The 14,984-nt window shown below is 35.0% G+C and carries 11 protein-coding genes and 1 other RNA gene; 4 read left to right on the plus strand and 8 right to left on the minus strand.

Features of this window, described 5'->3' with window-relative positions:
- Window positions 1–55: 55 nt before the first annotated feature.
- The 3 genes from ssrS to I3217_RS02585 all read right to left on the minus strand — a co-directional run bounded on the left by ssrS (window position 56) and on the right by I3217_RS02585 (window position 820).
- Window positions 56–163: non-coding RNA, 6S RNA (gene ssrS, locus I3217_RS02575), on the minus strand.
- 53 nt (window positions 164–216) lie between these two features.
- Window positions 217–510, minus strand: a complete 294-nt coding sequence (locus tag I3217_RS02580; protein ID WP_435048165.1) for a cell division protein ZapA — start codon at window positions 508–510, stop codon at window positions 217–219.
- Window positions 511–529: 19 nt separating this feature from the next.
- Window positions 530–820, minus strand: a complete 291-nt coding sequence (locus I3217_RS02585) for a hypothetical protein (RefSeq protein WP_435048166.1) — start codon at window positions 818–820, stop codon at window positions 530–532.
- Window positions 821–1,153: 333 nt separating this feature from the next.
- On the opposite strand from I3217_RS02585, the gene I3217_RS02590 reads away from it, so the two are divergent.
- Window positions 1,154–2,689 carry a M23 family metallopeptidase gene (locus I3217_RS02590; protein ID WP_435048167.1) on the plus strand — a complete coding sequence of 512 codons (1,536 nt, stop codon included), beginning with the start codon at window positions 1,154–1,156 and terminating at the stop codon, window positions 2,687–2,689.
- A 78-nt stretch (window positions 2,690–2,767) separates the two neighbouring features.
- Entirely contained in the window at window positions 2,768–5,164 is a 2,397-nt protein-coding gene (locus I3217_RS02595; RefSeq protein WP_435048168.1) for a TonB-dependent receptor, read from the plus strand.
- Between the two features lie 100 nt (window positions 5,165–5,264).
- Here I3217_RS02595 and I3217_RS02600 read toward each other — a convergent pair whose 3' ends face one another.
- From I3217_RS02600 to I3217_RS02620, 5 genes are all read right to left on the minus strand, one after another.
- A complete protein-coding gene (locus I3217_RS02600; RefSeq protein ID WP_435048169.1) occupies window positions 5,265–5,627 on the minus strand; it encodes a methylglyoxal synthase in 363 nt (120 codons plus the stop codon).
- A complete protein-coding gene (locus I3217_RS02605; protein WP_435048170.1) occupies window positions 5,627–6,490 on the minus strand; it encodes a BadF/BadG/BcrA/BcrD ATPase family protein in 864 nt (287 codons plus the stop codon). Before I3217_RS02605 ends, I3217_RS02600 begins: the two co-directional genes overlap by 1 nt.
- An 86-nt stretch (window positions 6,491–6,576) precedes the next feature.
- On the minus strand, window positions 6,577–7,578 hold the full coding sequence (gene gap / locus I3217_RS02610) for a type I glyceraldehyde-3-phosphate dehydrogenase (RefSeq protein WP_435048171.1): 1,002 nt from the start codon (window positions 7,576–7,578) through the stop codon (window positions 6,577–6,579).
- Between the two features lie 16 nt (window positions 7,579–7,594).
- Entirely contained in the window at window positions 7,595–8,581 is a 987-nt protein-coding gene (gene pfkA, locus I3217_RS02615) for a 6-phosphofructokinase (protein WP_435048172.1), read from the minus strand.
- A 150-nt stretch (window positions 8,582–8,731) separates the two neighbouring features.
- On the minus strand, window positions 8,732–13,132 hold the full coding sequence (locus I3217_RS02620) for a translocation/assembly module TamB domain-containing protein (RefSeq protein WP_435048173.1): 4,401 nt from the start codon (window positions 13,130–13,132) through the stop codon (window positions 8,732–8,734).
- Between the two features lie 104 nt (window positions 13,133–13,236).
- Here I3217_RS02620 and tsaD point away from each other — a divergent pair, with 104 nt between their 5' ends.
- Entirely contained in the window at window positions 13,237–14,259 is a 1,023-nt protein-coding gene (gene tsaD, locus I3217_RS02625) for a tRNA (adenosine(37)-N6)-threonylcarbamoyltransferase complex transferase subunit TsaD (RefSeq protein WP_435048174.1), read from the plus strand.
- Window positions 14,260–14,342: 83 nt separating this feature from the next.
- A complete protein-coding gene (locus I3217_RS02630) occupies window positions 14,343–14,984 on the plus strand; it encodes a peptidylprolyl isomerase (protein WP_435048175.1) in 642 nt (213 codons plus the stop codon).

Genomic DNA, 14,984 nt, shown 5'->3' on the forward strand with positions numbered 1-14,984 from the left:
TTCAGTTAGTATTATTAATATATAAAAAAAGCCTGTATCGGTCTGGATTTTGTATAAACTCCTTAAAAACAAGTTTAGGGCTAACAAATTGATCAAGGATCTGTTCTAAGACAGCTTGCTTTTACAATTTAAACTCACCCTTTTTAAAGAATTAACGTTGAGTTTATCAAAAAAAATAACCAATACAGGCAGTAACTTAATCTATTTTAAAGACCGTTAAGAGTTTAAATGTTCTTCAAGCAACCGATTTAAAGTATTCAACTTTTCTTCGACATGCTCACTAACAACCTCTTTATCTATTTGTTTTTGTTCTACTTGAGATGCAAACTGCAAGGCACACATGGCCAAAACATCTTGTTTATCTCTTACAGAATAACTTTGCTCAAATTGTGTAATCAAAGTTTCAATACTTTTAGCTGCTTTTCGCAAACCTTCTTCCTGCTCCGGAGCAATGGTTAACGGATATACCCGATTCGCAATTGAAAGTTTAATTTTAAGCATTTCTGACATTACATCATATCTGATTACATTATTCTGAGAGCTGGGCTATACAATAGTCTATCTCTCGTATTAATGAATTTATTTTAAGCTTTGTTTCTCTTTTATTGTCGTCACTGCCAAGCATGCTTTTTGCTATTTTAAGCGCTTCATATTTATCTTTCCAGGATTCAATTTCCTGATCTTTAATCTGAATGTGCTGCTGAGATTGAATTAAATCCTCCTGTAATTTAGCATTAGTTGCCTTTAAAGTGTCCACTTTATCGAGCATTTTGCTAATTTTTTCTTCAAGAGCATTTACAATATCTTCAATATTACTCATTTACAAATAGCATACTTATCTCACAAAGTTAATGTACCTAAGTAAAAATAACAATTGTTTTTGGCATAAAATTAAAAATAGTTTGTTTCACCTCATTATCAATACAATGCAGAGCATTGCTACGTTTCCTCTTGGCATATTGCAGTCAAATAATTACTTTAGTGCCTCAAAATTACATGCATGAAATCCCTTTTTTTAATCCTTTTTTTTATTCCGATTTTTCTTTTTTCACAAAACCCCTATCCTCAAGATTATTTTGTTAACCCTTTAAATATTCCGATCGTTTTAGCAGGCACTTTTGCCGAGTTACGCTCAAATCATTTTCATTCGGGTATGGATATAAAAACGCAGCAAAGACAAGGTTTAGACGTTGTAGCTGCGGCCGATGGCTTCGTTAGCCGCATTAAAATTTCACCATATGGCTATGGTAAAGCCGTTTATATTACCCATCCTAATGGTTATACTACGGTATATGCTCATCTTCAAAAATTAGCTCCTAAACTGGAAAAATATCTGAAACAGGAACAATATAGACAGGAATCCTTCGACATTGAATTATTTCCTCCTATAAAAGCACTTTTAGTCACTCAGGGCGAATTAATTGCCTATAGTGGAAATACAGGAAGCTCAGGTGGCCCGCATCTGCATTTCGAAATTCGTGACAAAAACGAACACCCGATTAATCCAATGCTCTTCGGGATAAATACCAAAGACACTACAAAACCAATAGTTTCCGAGTTAGTGGCATATCCAATTGATGACAGTGCCCAAATAAACAACTCCAACACAAAACAAAGCATTCGTTTAATTCGCCAGGCCGACGGTAATTTTATATCGGAAAGCATTGAAGCCGTTGGTAAAATAGGCTTCGGAATAGAAACTGTAGACCGCCAGGATCTGGCAGCCAATAAAAACGGCGTTTACAATATACAAACCTTTTTAAACGGAAGTTTAAATTTTGAAATTGATTTCAGCACCTTCTCCTTCGATGAAACCAACGAAATCAATCATCTTATAGATTATAGCATTTACAAAACAAAAAAAGACCGAATTCAAAAATTATACATAGATAAAAACAACGGCTTAAGTATATACAAAAACACGAGTAACGAAGGCTATCTGGACATAAAAGACAATACTGCTTATGTATACAAGATTAAAATAAGTGACTTTAAGAATAACGACACCTGGATTACCTTAAATATCGATGGTAAACAAAAAGACAGTATAAGAAAAGTTGCTCCATCTGTTACACCTTATTATATATTGGATAATGAAGCCACAACTCTAAACGAAGGTCCTATTACTGTAAACTTTTATAAAAATACGTTTTACGACAATTTTTATTTAGATTTTAAAGTCTCTAACGATACGCTTCAACTACTGCCTCTGGGGGTAGCTGCCAGAAAAAATTTCAGAATCGATTTCGATATTTCTAAATACAACGACAGCGACAAAGACAAACTTTTTATCGCAGAACTTGTGGGGTATCGCAAGCGTCCGGCTTACTCGTCAACAACCCGAACAGAAAACACACTTAGTACTTACACTAAAGATATGGGGTATTACACTCTGGCAACAGACACAAAGGCCCCTAAAATTACTCCGGTAAACTTTAGCAATGGAAAATGGCTAAGCAATTATCACTATTTAAAACTTAAGATTGAAGATGATTTATCGGGTATTTCTAAATTCAGAGGGACTATTAACGGAAAATGGATTTTGCTGGAATACGATTATAAAACAAAATTACTTACCTATGATTTTAACGATAATATTAGTGATGAAACGAAAAACAATTTAAAAATTATTGTTACCGATAATGTGGGAAATAGTTCTACATTTGAAGCTATGTTTTACAGAAAATAAATGAAAAACCAACCTAACCACACTTGCTTTAGCCTAAAGCTTTTATTTTTTCTATTACCCTTACTTGGATTTTCGCAAATGGGAACAATTCAAGGCGTTATATTAGATGACAGCAATCAGCCCATTCCTAATGTGAATATTAAAGCCAACAACGAAGGCACTCAAACCAATGAAAACGGGTTTTATCAGTTAAAAATACCAAGTGACAGTAACTTTACAGTTGTATTTTCTCATCTTTCATACAAAGGCATTACAGCATCGTTTAATTTAAAAAATGGTGAAGTTTTCGAGTTCAACCCGGTTATGAATACGAATGTAGAACAGATTGCAACCGTAATTATTTCCGGTAGTAACCGTAAAGATGTAGAAGGTATAGTTACCCTAAACCCCACAATAATCAGAAATATTCCAGGAGCTAACCAAGGTGTTGAGAATATTTTAGCTACACTTCCGGGGGTGAGTAACAACAACGAATTAAGTACACAATACTCTGTACGAGGAGGTAATTTCGATGAAAATCTGGTGTACGTAAATGGTATTCAGGTCTATCGTCCGTTTCTTATCCGCTCCGGACAACAGGAAGGTTTAAGCTTTGTCAATACCGATATGGTCCATAATGTAGAATTTTCGGCTGGTGGTTTTCAGGCTAAATACGGAGATAAATTATCATCTGTCCTGGATATCACCTATAAAAAACCGGTAGATTTTGCTGTAAATACCGATTTAAGTTTACTAGGAGGAAGTTTTACCGTTCAAGGTTTAAGCAAGGATTCTAAATTTACTGGTATGGTCGGTATGCGTTACCGTGACAACAGCCTTTTGGTAAATGCTAAGGAAACGGAAACCAATTACAATCCTACCTTCGCCGATATTCAATCGTATTTAACGTATAGATTTACAGATAAATTCAGTGTAAGTTTCCTGGGAAATGCATCAATTAACAAATATAATTACGAACCACAAACGCGTCAGACCAATTTCGGTACTATAAATAATCCACTGGCTCTCCTGGTGTATTATGAAGGTCAGGAAAAGGATGCTTACAAGACGCTTTTCGGAGCTTTACAAGGGACCTATACCGTAAACGACAACTTAAAATTACACCTTACCACTTCTACCTACCATACTACTGAAGAAGAATATTTCGACATTTTAGGGCAATATCGACTGGGAGAAGTAAACAGTAATATTGGAGATGAAAATTTAGGTGAAGTTGAATTTAGCGAAGGAATTGGAAGCCAGTTAAACCACGGAAGAAACGATTTAGACGCTTTAATTTCAACCATAGAACACAAAGGAAACTACAATTATCAGGAGAACGATTTTGAATGGTCTGTACAGTATACCAAAGAAGACATCAGAGACCGTCTTGTAGAATGGGAAGTGATTGACTCAGCAGGGTTTTCCATTAATCCTCCAAAATATCGCGAACCTAATAATCAGCCATACGATCCTTACGAAGGTCCATTAGTAGCATTTCAAAACGTGAGAGCGACTAACAATACCGTGATTTCCCGGATTCAGGCTTATTTACAATGGAGTCGCCGCTATAAACTTGGTCAACATGACGCCTGGGTCAATGCTGGTTTACGTTCGCATTCCTGGACAGTAAATAACGACGGAGAGAAATACGACACACAAACGGTAATAAGTCCAAGAGCCCAGTTTGCCATTAAACCGGATTGGCAACACGATATGCTGTTCAGAATTTCGGGGGGATTATATTACCAACCTCCTTTTTACCGCGAATTAAGAGATTCTATTGGGGCTATTAATGCCGATGTAAAAGCTCAGAAATCGCTTCATTTAGTTATCGGAAACGATTACAGTTTTAAAATGTGGGACCGCCCATTTAAACTTACCAGTGAAGCTTATTATAAAAACCTAAAAGACGTTAATCCTTATACAATTGAAAATGTACGTATTAGATATCGCGCTCAGAATATAGCCAAAGCCTATGCTTACGGATTAGACCTTCGCTTAAACGGAGAATTTGTTCCCGGAACAGAATCCTGGTTTAGTTTCGGATATTTAAAAACTGAAGAGAATATTAACAACAGAGGCTATATTGCGAGACCAACAGATCAGCGTTTAAAATTCGGAGCCTTATTTCAGGACTATGTCCCAAAGGTACCAAGTATGAAAATGTATTTAAATCTGGTGTATAACACGGGATTACCTGGAGGATCTCCAAGTTATGCCGATCCCTACGATTACCAAAACCGTTTACCTGATTACAAACGTGCAGATCTGGGCTTACAATATGTTATAGTTGATGAAAACCAGGATTTCACTAGCGGATGGAGAAAACCATTTAAATATCTATCGCTTGGTTTTGAAATTTTCAATGTTTTCGACGTTCAAAATTCCATTACCAATACCTGGGTTAGAGATGTATACAGTAAACGCCAGTATGCCATACCTAATTATTTAACGCCAAGAGTATTTAACGTAAGAACAACAATGAAGTTTTAAGCATTTCTCCTCTTATTAAATTAAAAATAAAAAACTCTCTGAATTAATTTATCAGAGAGTTTTTTATTTATATGAAGTTTGTGATTATTGAAACCTGAGATTACAAACCTTTAATTAATAAGGCTGCTGTTGCAGGATTTGTCGCTAATGGTACATCATGCACATCACAAATACGCATTAACATAAAAATATCCGGTTCGTGAGGATGCTTTTCCAGAGGATCTCTGAAAAACAACACCATATGACACAATCCTTCGGCCACACGTGCAGCAATCTGAGCATCGCCTCCTAAGGGCCCTGATAAATAAGGTGTAACTTCGAAACCTGCTTTTTCTACTTTTGTTCCCGTTGTCCCTGTTGAAATTAAAGAAATCTGATTTTTTTCTAATATTTCTCTGTTTTCGTTTAAAAACTGAACCATTTCAGCTTTTTTACCGTCGTGTGCTATAATTGCTATTTCCATTACTCTATATTATTTGTATGAAATTTAGCTAAACCTTCTATTGGTCGTCTTACAAAATTTCCTACTTTAAAATTTAATTCTTCTGCCACTTCCTGGATTTCCTCTTTTGCGAAAAAGGCTATAGACCCAGCAAAATGTACTGGAACCGTTTTTAATTCTTCCTTATACTGCAATATCATATTTTCAGCGAACAAGCGAATTCCCTTTTTTATAAGCTCTTTAATATATTCCGATTCTTTGTTTAAAAACATAAATTCGGCAAAAGATGCAAGAAAAGCGTTTGGGTTAGGCTGTTTATAAATATTGTATTTAATATAATCGGCTTCTAAATTGTATTTATCAGCAAATGCTACATCTATGGCTTCCGGCATTTTATTAAAGTAGTAATCGCGAATTAGCTGTTTACCATAATAATTACCACTGGCATCATCCATTAAACTCCATCCTAAGGATTTAACACGTTGATGTAATTTTTCTCCATCAAAATAACTACAGTTAGACCCTGTACCTAAAATACAAACCACAGCGGCTTCGTTCGGGGAATTAATTGTAGAATACACAGCTGCCATAGTATCTTCATCTACTTCTACCGTGGCATTTGCAAAATAATCTTCCAATATTTCTTTTAACAGTTGCTTTGGCTTTTCGGTACCGCAACCAGCACCATAAAAAAACAAATGTGTAACGTCTTCCTTAATGCTTTTAAGTTCTTCGCTACCTTTAATTATTTTTCTTAATTTTTTTTCTGAAAGAATGGCCGGGTTAATGCCATTGGTCCTTATTTTATCGAGAAGTTGTTTCCCGTTTTTGTCTACAGCTATCCAATCGGATTTTGTAGAACCGCTGTCAACTATTAAAATCATATTGTGTTAGTTAAAAAAAATTCCGTAATTCTATAGGCTTTGCAAGTACAAAGCATATAAAATTACGGAATATAATAAAGTGAATATTATAAAGCGTGAACTTTTTGAGCTAAATCGATAAGTTTGTTTGAGTAACCAAACTCATTATCGTACCAAGATACTACTTTAAAGAAAGTAGAGTTTAATTCGATAGCTGCATCTGCATCAAAGATACTTGTACGTGCATCGCTTACGAAATCCTGAGACACTACTAACTCTTCTGTATACCCTAAAACACCATTCATTGGTCCTTCAGAAGCAGCTTTAAATGCAGCTTTAATTTCTTCTAAAGATGTTTCTTTTTTAGTTTTTACAGTTAAATCTACCACAGATACGTCTGCAGTTGGAACTCTAAACGCCATACCAGTAAGTTTTCCGTTTAATTTTGGAATTACTTTACCAACAGCTTTTGCAGCACCTGTAGATGCAGGAATAATATTTAATAAAGCACTTCTACCACCTCTCCAGTCTTTTCTTGAAGGACCGTCAACTGTCATTTGAGTTGCAGTTGTAGCGTGTACTGTTGTCATTAACGCTTCTTCGATACCAAAGTTATCGTCTAACACTTTAGCTACTGGCGCTAAACAGTTAGTTGTACAAGATGCATTAGAAACGATTTTATGATCTGCAGTTAATTCGTCATCATTTACTCCCATTACAAACATTGGAGCATCGGCACTAGGCGCAGAAATTACTACTTTTTTAGCTCCAGCCTGGATGTGATAATCTGCTGTTTCTAAAGTTGTAAAAATACCAGTACATTCTGCTACGATATCTACACCAGCTTCATCCCATTTTAATTGCGTAGGATCTTTTTCTGCAGTAATTCTAACGTGTTTACCGTTAACTACTAAATGTCCGTCCTTTACTTCGATAGTTCCATCAAATTTTCCGTGAACTGAATCGTACTCCAATAAATATGCTAAATGGTTAACATCTAGCAAATCGTTAATTGCTACAACTTCTACATCTGGTCTGTTTAATGTTGCTCTGAAAGCAATTCTACCAATTCTACCAAATCCGTTAATTCCTAATTTTAATACTGACATATTCTTGTTTTAATGTTTAAGTGGTCATGATTTCTGACACACGTAATAATTCTAAGTTAATTTTTGATTGTCCTTTTATTGCTTGATCTAAAGGTGTTAACACCATATCGTCGTGCATTAAGCCCACCATTAAAGTGGATTTGCCTTCTAACAAGCTTTCTACAGCTTTCACGCCCATTCTACTCGCTAAAACGCGATCGAAGCATGATGGAGATCCCCCGCGCTGCATATGCCCTAGAACAGATACACGCACTTCGTATTCAGACATATGTTCGTCTACATAGTCTTTAAGTTCAAATACATTTTTTCCAATTTTATCACCTTCGGCAACAATTACGATACTTGAAGATTTACCAGATTTTTTACTGCGGTGTAACGACTCTAATAAACGGTCTAAACCTAAATCTTCTTCCGGAATCAAGACCTCTTCTGCTCCGGCTCCAACTCCTACATTCAAGGCAATGTGCCCCACATCTCGGCCCATTACTTCTATGAAGAATAAACGGTCGTGAGAACTTGCTGTATCTCTGATTTTATCTACAGCATCTACTACTGTATTTAAAGCTGTATCGTATCCTAAAGTATGCGTAGAACCATAGATATCATTATCGATAGTACCAGGAATTCCCATTACCGGAAAATCGAATTCTTTATTGAATACCATAGCTCCGGTAAAACTACCGTCTCCACCTATAACTACTAAAGCATCTATATTGGCTTTTATTAGCTGATCGTAAGCTTTTTTACGGCCTTCTGGCGTCATAAATTCTTTCGATCTGGCAGATTTTAACATAGTTCCACCTTTATTAATAATACCTTTTACACTACGGGCATCCATAGTCTTAAAATCGCCTTCTATCATCCCTTGATATCCACGAAAAATCCCCGCACATTCAATACCATGATAGGCACACGTTCTTACAACAGAACGAATGGCTGCGTTCATTCCAGGGGCATCTCCACCTGAGGTTAACACACCAATTTTTTTAATATTTTTCGACATGTTTTTTACATTTACAGTAAAACTACTAAAGAAAAACTAATTATGAAACTGGTTTTACCACAATTTAACAAAGGCTTAAAAACTAAAACGTTTGAATAAAAAAAAAGTTAAAAAGTTCTATATATTTTAAGAAAATAATAAAATTTCGGGTTAATTTTCGACTGAAGTTTCGTCTTTCATAATAATAAACTCCGGTAAAGAAGATGCTGATTTCGGAGTTTCCTGAGGCGCATTTTCCTGCTCTCTTTTAACTTTGGGACTAGTAAAAATTTTATACAGTAATTCCTTAAATGTATCAAAGTCTACATTATAAGAAATCCCGATACCTTGTGTGTAACCAATTTCCTCACCAAAGTCGCGTATACTGTTTTCTCGGTTAAAGACATTGGCTGTTAAAGTTCCTTCTTCATTAAGTAAAAAATTAACTTCTATATCGCCTGCAATAACCGTTTGGCTCACACCTCCTATTGGCACATCTACATTACCATTTATCATGACTCTGTCGCTAATCTGCGTTTGCAGCGATACTCCAAAACGATCGTCGGTCTGATAATCGGGATTATTTTCTCCCAGTTCGTAATTTAGACCGATATTTAGCTTGTTATCGCTTTTAGAGAACAAATCGTTTACAATACCGTTTAAACGCTCTGTAAGCGTCCCATAAGGATTAATCCCGGAAATACCACTGGCAAAAGATCCTGTAGTTAGTAAATACAAGGCCTGATTATCGCGATCTTCTTTAGATTCCAGTCTGTACGTCAACTCCGATTTAACTGTGGAATTCACATTCGGGAATTCGAACCCGAAATTCACTTCCGGTTTTTCCAGCTGCTCGGTTAATTCAATTTCTACATTTACAGGAATACTTTTATTAATAGGATTATCGAGTAATGGCGACGGATTTGCCTGCGTCTTATAAATAGCTTTAATATTAATACGAGCCCCTAAAGGGTTACCATCCCAGGCTAAAGTTCCTCCGGGCTCCACAGTAAACTCTTTTTGTACCAGACCACCATACATAAAGTTATATACCCCGTTAAAAACAGAAAAGTCACCATAGATATTAAATTTACCGTTCGTATTAATTTCTATTAATAAACCACCAACACCTCTACCTTTAATAGTACTTCCCGAATTACGGTCCATTACGATTTCTATTTCTGCGTTTTTATTAACATCCAGATCAAAATCAAGTTCAAGTCCTTTAATATCCTTTACTAATAATTCTTTTCCTTCCAGTTTTGCCTGTTTTTCTTCTTCACTTATAAAGTGAATAAAGGTATTATCTCCAAAAGACTCCGAATCGTTCATTGGTATTTTAAAGACAGTACCTTCTTTTGTAGATCCCTGTACCGAAATCACCAATTCATCTGTAGGTCCGTAAATTGTAGCCTTCCCTCCTATAAATCCAGTTCCGTAATACAGTGCATCTTCCGAGTCGTCTGTATTTAAAACCAGTAATCGATCTGTACTAATATCCAAACCTAACTCCCACTCGGAAAAATTATCATGTCTTATAAATCCACCTAAAACACCTTTAGTACGATACACATGATCGGTTAGATTGATTTTATCGAACATAAACTCCTGATTTCTTAAAACTACTCTGGAGCCATCATCGAAGTCGTAATTCGTATTTAGTAACGGAATAAGCAAACCGGCCTCTCGTAGTTTTAAAACCCCCTCTATGGAAGGCTTATTCAGATTCCCAATTAGCTTTGCTTCTCCGGTAACGTAGCCTCGAATATCACTGATAACATCTTTACCTAACGGACTAAAGGGTTTTAAATCGAATTCATTAAAATTTAAATCGACATCTATATATGATATTTTATCCAGGGCATCTATGTAACCAATAGCGGCAAACGACTTATCTGCATCATTTTTAATTTTAGCATCTACAAAATATCGTGTTAAATTTTCGTTTCCTGTAATATTTCCCTGAAACGAACCTAACATAAAATCGTTTACCTGTAAACTATCAACCGTAATGTTAGAGCTCGGCAAATAATGTCCGTGTTGCTGAAGCACATTTAGTTTACCATTTAAAATACCGTTTACTGTTAAGCTATCGAAATCGGGCATAACTTTAGCCAGTTCTACATTATTAAAGGCTAACTCCACATCCTTTTCCTGTTTCCCTTTAACAAATCCGTTTAAATAAATTTCCTCTTGGCCAAAAACCATGTCCAGTTGTTTAACCGCAACTGACTTCAAATCGTTAGTGAATTCAATTTTATTAAGGGTATCCTTTAATTTGTTAATCGTCCAGGTATTGTTTTTAAATGTGATATCTGACTGTTTAAACCCTAAAACATTAATATTATCTTCATTTATGGTATGATAGAAATTTATATTATATGCATCCATATTATTCTTTCCGCCTTTAAATTCGGTACGCATATGCAGCGTATCATTTAAAGTTTTATTAGCCAAACTGAATTTGGAGACATTGTAAAATTTAGTTTTAATACTATCTACCTCTAAATAGGTGTTATAAAACAGATTTTTATTATCGATATCCAGTTGAATGTTACTGGCAAAATAATCATAGAGTTTAATTTCTGGAGAACGGAACGTCACATTCAATTTATTCTCATCGCTTTGCACCCGCCCTTTAATAAAAGTGTTTTTACCAAGTTCGATATTAGGATAATACACTTCTACTATTTTATTATAGATTTTAAAATTGAAATCGAAAAATTGATTTTCTGATAATGGTTCCGGCTCAAAATTACTGTATATACTCCCTACAGCATTACGTGCCATTTTACCCATATCCTTAAACTTAAAATAGCCCTTCATTTCTCCTTCTATAATATCGGGAGAATTAATTTCTACATATCTAATCGAATCCCGAAACACTGAAGTAATTCTGAAATCGTCGAATACATAATTATCATTTTCGTTATAATAATTAGACGCTGTAAAAGCTATCATGCCTTCTACATCGTTAATAGATGTCCCTTCTGCAACCACTTCTACATTTCCTTTAAACATGGAGATTGAATCTCTACTTACAAAGTTCAATGCGTTGAAATCGGCAAATTTTATATCAGCAATAAAATCGACTGTTTTTTTGTTTTTCGAAAAATCGGCCAATCCATCAAAATTCAATTTTAAATTCTGGTCATTGCTTATTAATTTTCCATTATATACACCATCTTTTAAATTTCCGGAAACTTCTATGTCATTATACGTATAATTATTAAAGGTTAACGAAAACACATTACCATTTACCTTAGTATCCAGATGTTCCTGTGTAAATCCACTTCCATCAACAACTATGTCTAATGAGGTAGTTTGTAATTTTGGATTTTCAAGAAATACACCAATATCAAAATCACTCACAGCAATATCTCCTTTATATGATGCCTTGTCGATCTGATCTATATTGGTTAAAAGCAAATCTGATTTTACAAGACCAATAGACGTATCTATATTAATATTGGCATTGATCTGATTTTCTTTTATTTCCGTAACTCCGGTTAAATTAAAATTTCCAAGTCTGTCAAACGAAGACGGTATGGTTTGTCCTAAAAGATTAGGCAAAAGTTTAATTAAATCTTTATAAGTTGAAGACAAACGGTTAAAATTCCCTTTCATGTAAAAGGTTCCGCCTTCTCTGCTAAATAAATTTTTAAAATTAATATCTCCTACAATTCTGGAATTGGTTTGCGTTCTTAACTTTAAATCGCTAAGCTTTAGATCATTTAAAGTCCCTGTGAGTAATACGTTAAATTTTGCACGCTGATTTACACCAAATTCATTGTAAAAATAATTCAGGTCTTCCAGAGCTAAATCGGCAGAATCAATTTTAGCGTTTACCTGAACCTTGTCTGTAAAGTATTTTAAATCTTCGCGTTCAAAATCAAACCGGACATCACCTTTTATATGCGACTCTGCTGTTCTTAAATCTAGATTAGCAAAGGTGATATCATTTAAAGTATAAGCAAAATTGGTACTCATATTATCGACATGCAAACCTCTGCTATCCTGAAATTCGAATGTATTTATACGTGTAGACACCTTTGGCCCATGAATAAGAAACCGGGAGGCATTAATTTTAATGTCGTTAAAATGTAAAACTTCCGGAGTCTCCAAGTTTTCGTTAGTAAACGTAAACGTTCCGTTGTAGATAGAAACATCGCTGGAAGACAATAAAAAGTTACTTGGTGTATCGTCATTATTATCGTCATCGAAACGCGATACAAAAACATCTAAATTACTTTCTTCTTCCCCTTTATAGGTTTTAATATTGAAATTCACCTTGGTTAAAGCAATATCAGAAAACACCAATCTGCCATTATATAAATTGCGGAAGTTTACAATATGTGTTTCTAATAATCGAGCACTTATTAAAGTGTCCTGCTTATAATCTTCTATATAAACATCTTTAATCTGCACTTCTCCATTAAAATGAAGCCCGACTGCACCAATATTTATTTTAGTATGAAAAGATTCGTTTAGTCTATTGGTAGCATATTTTCCGAGTCTGGTTTGCACTCCGGGAATAGACAATACCAATACCAAAATGATAAAGAGCAGCAAAAGTATTGCTACTAATTTAGATAGTATTTTTAAAAATTTTTTGATACGTTTTAAAGTTATAACTTTGAGCCAAAAATAACAATTATTGCTTCTAATATAATCTAATGGGTTCAGAAAATATCTACATATTAGGAATTGAGTCGTCCTGCGATGATACGGCAGCTTCTGTAATACATAACGGAAAAATATTAAGCAATGTTGTAGCCAACCAGAAGATCCACGAAGAATACGGTGGTGTAGTACCAGAACTGGCCTCCAGAGCGCATCAGCAAAACATTGTTCCGGTTGTGCACCAGGCACTTTCAAAGGCGAATATCACCAAAGATCAGCTGCATGCCATTGCTTTTACACGTGGTCCGGGACTAATGGGGTCCTTACTAGTAGGGACATCTTTTGCTAAATCTTTAGCCTTAGGTTTAAACATCCCTTTAATAGATGTTAACCATATGCAGGCCCATATTCTTGCGCACTATATTGACGAAGAGGGCTTTAAAAAACCACCTTTCCCTTTTCTTGCTATGACCATATCAGGAGGACATACTCAAATTGTTAAAGTTAACAACTATTTTAATATGGACGTTATTGGAGAAACCATAGATGATGCTGTAGGAGAAGCCTACGATAAAAGTGGAAAAATTCTTGGTTTAGGATATCCTGCCGGTCCGGAAATAGACAAACGTGCCCAGTTAGGAAATCCTAAAGCTTTTAAGTTTACCAAACCAAAAGTTGATGGTTTAAATTTTAGCTTTTCAGGATTAAAGACGGCGATACTGTATTTTATTCAAAAAGAAACGAAAGCCAATCCAGACTTTATAGCTGAGAACTTAAACGACATTTGTGCCTCTATTCAATACACTATTATAGGTATACTTATAGATAAACTAAAAAAGGCTTCTAAAGAAACTGGCATTAAGCATATTGCTATTGGTGGTGGAGTTTCTGCCAATTCAGGTATACGTCAGGCGCTTAAAGATGGTGAACATAAATTTGGATGGACCACTTATGTCCCTAAATTTGAGTTTACCACAGATAATGCCGCTATGATTGCCATTGTTGGCTATTTAAAATACCAGGACAACGCATTTTCAGCTTCAAATGTTACCGCTTCTGCCCGATTAAAATTATAGAAAAGGCTATATATTCCGCTGTATTTGTTTTATAATTGTAGTCCAAATCAAACACAGTTATAACCCAAACAACTAACCTATTCATGTTAAAACACATCCTGTTTACCGGAGCTGTTTCAGCTTCTCTATTTTGCTATGCACAACAAGACATCATTTCTCCATTAGACACTATTACTAACACCGAACAAGCGAAACGCTTTATAAAATCGAATAAAGGTTTTAAAGGAAAAATCTTCACATTTAATGTGGAGCAACATGACACCAATATGGCTAAAGACCTTTTTAAATTATCTAAGGGAAATAGTAAAGTTTACGAAAACGAATTTGAAAAAACCACGTATAAGGTTATTGAAAAAGAAGATGTTATGTATTACCGTGTACACTACATCTTTATTAACAGCGAAGGTTTTACAGACTACGAATTAAAACGCTATAAACAGACCATTTTTTCTAAATTTAACCAGGGCATTCCGTTTAAAAACCTGATTCAGCAATATTCTATGGATAAAAACATCAGACGAGGCGGCGATACAGGCTGGTTTACTGCAGGTACGATGCCTGCCGAATTTGAAGAGGAAGTGATACACAACAATAAAAATCATTATATCAATAAACTTTTTACCGTAGATATTTCTTCGAAAAAATGGCATTACGTAATTTTAAAGACTGAAGAACCTAAACCTATTGAAGAAATTAAGGTTTTAAAAATAACTGAAGCGATTTAA

The sequence above is a fragment of the Formosa sp. S-31 genome, assembly GCF_051172795.1.
GTDB lineage: Bacteria > Bacteroidota > Bacteroidia > Flavobacteriales > Flavobacteriaceae > Formosa.

Coding starts and splice junctions, on each gene's coding strand:
- I3217_RS02580 (WP_435048165.1), bottom strand. CDS start 510: ATGTCAGAAATGCTTAAAATTAAACTTTCAATTGCGAATCGGGTATAT.
- I3217_RS02585 (WP_435048166.1), bottom strand. CDS start 820: ATGAGTAATATTGAAGATATTGTAAATGCTCTTGAAGAAAAAATTAGC.
- I3217_RS02590 (WP_435048167.1), top strand. CDS start 1,154: ATGGATATAAAAACGCAGCAAAGACAAGGTTTAGACGTTGTAGCTGCG.
- I3217_RS02595 (WP_435048168.1), top strand. CDS start 2,768: ATGGGAACAATTCAAGGCGTTATATTAGATGACAGCAATCAGCCCATT.
- I3217_RS02600 (WP_435048169.1), bottom strand. CDS start 5,627: ATGGAAATAGCAATTATAGCACACGACGGTAAAAAAGCTGAAATGGTT.
- I3217_RS02605 (WP_435048170.1), bottom strand. CDS start 6,490: ATGATTTTAATAGTTGACAGCGGTTCTACAAAATCCGATTGGATAGCT.
- gap (WP_435048171.1), bottom strand. CDS start 7,578: ATGTCAGTATTAAAATTAGGAATTAACGGATTTGGTAGAATTGGTAGA.
- pfkA (WP_435048172.1), bottom strand. CDS start 8,581: ATGTCGAAAAATATTAAAAAAATTGGTGTGTTAACCTCAGGTGGAGAT.
- tsaD (WP_435048174.1), top strand. CDS start 13,237: ATGGGTTCAGAAAATATCTACATATTAGGAATTGAGTCGTCCTGCGAT.
- I3217_RS02630 (WP_435048175.1), top strand. CDS start 14,343: ATGTTAAAACACATCCTGTTTACCGGAGCTGTTTCAGCTTCTCTATTT.